Source organism: Collinsella aerofaciens, from assembly GCF_040926265.1.
In the GTDB taxonomy this organism is placed as follows: Bacteria; Actinomycetota; Coriobacteriia; order Coriobacteriales; family Coriobacteriaceae; genus Collinsella; species Collinsella aerofaciens_BB.
Map to the genome: position 1 here is coordinate 1 of NZ_JBCOIL010000048.1, position 4061 is coordinate 4061.

Annotated in this window: 2 protein-coding genes and 2 tRNA genes; all 4 read right to left on the reverse strand. The window is 55.9% G+C overall.

Annotated elements, in window-relative coordinates; translation table 11 throughout:
- Positions 1-2 precede the first annotated feature (2 nt).
- Positions 3-75 (reverse strand) — tRNA-Gly (locus tag AB5767_RS09940).
- Between the two features lie 105 nt (positions 76-180).
- Positions 181-927, reverse strand: coding sequence for an anti-sigma factor antagonist (locus AB5767_RS09945; RefSeq protein ID WP_195503985.1), 747 nt, complete (start codon positions 925-927; stop codon positions 181-183).
- An 81-nt stretch (positions 928-1008) separates the two neighbouring features.
- A complete protein-coding gene (locus AB5767_RS09950; protein WP_368132601.1) occupies positions 1009-3354 on the reverse strand; it encodes a GAF domain-containing SpoIIE family protein phosphatase in 2346 nt (781 codons plus the stop codon).
- A gap of 59 nt (positions 3355-3413) precedes the next feature.
- A tRNA-Leu gene (locus AB5767_RS09955) sits at positions 3414-3503 on the reverse strand.
- Positions 3504-4061: the final 558 nt, after the last annotated feature.

Genomic DNA, 4061 nt, shown 5'->3' on the forward strand with positions numbered 1-4061 from the left:
GGAGCGGACAACGGGGCTCGAACCCGCGACCCCAACCTTGGCAAGGTTGTGCTCTACCAACTGAGCCATGTCCGCTTGCGGGTTATTAATTTACGCGAGTTATCCAAAAGACGCAAGTACTTTTTTCAAAAAAGTTGCCGGCCGCGTGTTCTTGGTGGCTAAACGCGCTAAAGCGATTGGCTAGGCACGCGATTCCAGTGCTCCGCTAAATAGCTTCACCATCTGCACGCGCGTGCCGGTGCCGTCTGTGCGACGAGCAACCTCCACGTTATCGACAAGCATACGCATAAGCTTGATACCACGGCCGCGTTCCTCAGATGCGACCGGTTCGCTCGCTCCATCGATAGAATAGCCGGCACCCCGATCAAGCACCTCAACCACGACGCGATCGCCATAGGCCTGAACCGTCAGGACGCACCCGATACCGCCCGCATGGTCATAGGCATTACCCAGCGCCTCCCCCGACGCCAACGCGACATCGTAGCGCTCGTCGCGGCGCAACGGAAGCGATTCAAGGAGTTCGGCGATGCGATGTCGATAGTATGGAAGATTCTCGATACCCTGTCGGACCTCGACGCTCTTGCTCCATCGTGGCAACTCTCCCACCGGAATAGCGGGAATCGACTCACGCGCCGGACCCGCAACATGAAGGATGTCGACAAGTCGGGCAATCTCCAAAAAGCGAATGACCTCATCGGAGGCGTTAACGAGCGAAAGCAGGCCCTCTCGCCTCATGAGCTCTCTGGCACGTGTAAGCAAAAACGCCAAACCCGTCGAGTCGATAAAGCCCACGGCCTGGCAATTGATGACAACGCGACGCACGCCCCGGTCGATCAGATTATCCAACCGTCGGCGCAGCACGGACACCGAGGCGATGTCGACATCACCCGGTGGCGTCAAAACCGCTATGTCATTCCACTCATTCATACGACCATGGTTCCCCAAAAGAGCTCGCTCGATGCATACATATCTGCAGCTGCGCAGATTTTGCCCGTCAAGTATCGCGGTCTACGATCGACCCCGTAAAAACTCAAGGGAAACCAGCGCAATGTCATCGTCCAGCGCCGACTCGGTAAAGCGGTCAAGCTCTCCCAAGACCTTACCGCAGATTCCCGATACACCCTCACCCGAGACAGAGAGCAAAAGGTCACGAAGGCGCTGCTCGCCAAAGAAAGCACCCGAGCGATCACGTGCTTCGATTGCTCCGTCGGTATACATGAATAGCATGTCACCAGGAGCGAACGTAAACACGCCTGTCTCGTACACCATGCTCTCAAAGGCACCGATCACGCCCGATTGGCACCCAAGGAGCTCCACTTCTCCCCCTCGGGTTTCTCCGCCGCCAAGCGGCGTCGACGACGGTCTAATGACCATAGTGGGAGGATGTCCCGCAGAGCAGTAGGTAGCGCGACCCGCTTTAAGATCAATCTTGGCGATAAACGCCGTCACGAACGTCTCGACCCTCGAAAAGCCCATGAGCATGCTATTGAGCGAGCGGGCCATACGGGCGGGCCCAGCACCCTCCCAGGCATAGGCCGTCAGCGCCGTCTTGACGAGCGCTGACATCGACGCCGCCTCGATTCCTTTGCCGGATACATCGCCCAAAATCATAACGGCGCAATCGTCGGGAAGACGGACAAGAGTATAGAAGTCGCCGCCAACCAACGCCGAATTCGTTGCCGAAAGGTATACCGAATCGGTCGCGATACCCGGAACGTCACCAAGCGAATTTCTCATGCCAATCTGGAGGGTCTGAGCGATATGGCGCTCCTCGCGCTTTTGAGATTCGCCCTCGTAGATCAGTTCAAAGTCATGCGCCAAGTGCACCAAGTAGTCATATTCAAGGTCATCAATCGGCTCTTGACTACCGTCACGAAGCAGAAGCGCGCGCGTCGTCGGGCCTTTCGCAACAGAAGCAGGAACGATCGCGTCGTTGCTGTGTTTGCCATCACCCTCAGAGCGCGGGCGCCCCGCCTCGATGCCGGTGTCGACGTAGAGACCCTGGCAAGGCAGACCATGCGCCCTAAGCCAGCCTCCCATAGGCATCGATTCGTCAACGCGAGTTATACGGACGTGTTTAAGATCCTCGGCACTCGTGCCGCCCAAAACAGACGCCTCAAAGCCATCAGAGCCAACCCCCAAACGTGCCGCTGGCGCCGTCGTGGAAAAGAAAAGTTTCTCGGGATCGTCCGGCAAAGCAACGCGACTGCCGCCTTCAAAATCTATGACATAGGAGCCCAGACTGGCGTCATACTCAACAGGGCAAAAATGACAGTTGAGCATATTGCAAATCTCGGACGATATAGCCTGGGTAGCCGCGGCGGAATCGTCTAGAAAGGTAAACAACTCATCACGTAAGACATTGAGCGAGCGGCCAAGCTCGGCCGTGCGACGAGAGCGAAGGCTCGATGCCATGCCGACCAGCTGGATAGACAGGTAATCGCAAATGACCTCGAGTACATTAACGTCATAGGCGAGCGGTGCCTGAGGGCGCTTCCAACCAACTTCCAGCACGCCAAGGATCTGCGTACCGTAAAAAACGGGAAGACAGATCTCGCTGCGGTACGGAGGCATATCCTGCACGCGCAACAGGTGCTTAGAACGATTGTCCAGGTCCATGAACATACCGGAGGCAGCCCTATCACCCTCAAGGTCCTGTTGAATCGACAAGCGACAGGCACGCGACTCGCGAAGAACATACGTCGGAATGCCAGCGCCATACGGCAAAAACTCGGGCAGGTAGCTGTCGTGCAGCTCCTTGGAGACACCGCGAAGCTTAAAACCGCCGCTCTCAGAAAAATAGATAGCGGCACCCGAAGCATCGAGCGTTCCTACAAGCTGGTTCAAAACGATATCTAACAAACTGGGCAGCTCATCGGAGCCCACCGTGCTCATAATGACCGACAATGTACCCGAGAGACGCTTATTCGCCACTCTAAGCTCCGAAAGCGCACGCTTGAGCTGACGATCGTGGGAATACTGCTCTTCGATGCTGTGAAGCGCCACCAGGACACGCGGTGCACGACGTCCAAAGATACGCGGAGGCGTAACGGAACCCGCGCGAACCAAGACGGGAATAAAAGACCCGTCGCTCAGCTTGAGCATCAGCTCGCTCTCGGAGCCATCGGTCTCAAACGGCAGACGATGTTCGGTCGCGCGCTCAAAGGCAGACGAGTACAGAACGTCTTTGACATCACCGCCGATGACGTCAGCGCGTTCCTCGCACATCAGGTCGAGCAAACGATTATTCACATGCAGAATGGTTCCGTCGAGCTCACAGATGATGACAGCATCGCTCGTGATCTCGACTAGTTGGGCAACGTCTGCCCACTCGTTGCGTTCAAGCGTTTCCATCGTGGACCCCACCGTCTATCGGTAACAAAAAAGCCTCCGAAGAGGCTTCTCAAATGCGATGGTGTCGGAGGCGGGACTTGAACCCGCATGACCAAAAAGCGGTCACTAGCACCTCAAGCTAGCGCGTCTGCCAATTCCGCCACTCCGACATGCTATGTTGTTGATTCGCAGTTCGCTTTGTTAGACCCGCGCGTTCAACGAGGAAGATAATAACCTATGATTCGAGAACTGTGCAAGCACTTTTTTCAAAAAAGTTTACGAATTTGTAAATGCGCAGGTAGATCCGTGTGTCCGGCCCCGAATCGGTGTTGCCTCCCGGCGCGTCCTCGGGCATGAGCGATATTTTGCTGCGCACTTCGTGCTGCAAAATATCGCTCCCCCTGCGGAATGCGCCGGGAGGCAACACCGATTCGGGGCCTGCAAATACATACTTCAGGCACAGTTCTTAAACATGTTCTGGGGGCTGATGTAAATTTGGTGGCTCGGCAAAGCCGAGCCCTTATATAAGGAGGCCGGAGCCAAAGCTCCGGCCTCACTCAATTTCTCATCAGATTAAGTGAGCGATCAAGGAATCGCACTCCCCCTGCCGAGTTACCGCAGGGCCCGCCCTGAAGTTATTTTTCAGAACACTCCGCACTGATATTTTCTGTATTGAAGACGTCGATGGTGCACCCGTATACCATTGACGTCGACACCATCAGATGCGG

Bases quoted from the DNA above. Each gene is read 5' to 3' on its own strand.
- AB5767_RS09945 (WP_195503985.1), bottom strand. From the start codon at position 927: ATGAATGAGTGGAATGACATAGCGGTTTTGACGCCACCGGGTGATGTC.
- AB5767_RS09950 (WP_368132601.1), bottom strand. From the start codon at position 3,354: ATGGAAACGCTTGAACGCAACGAGTGGGCAGACGTTGCCCAACTAGTC.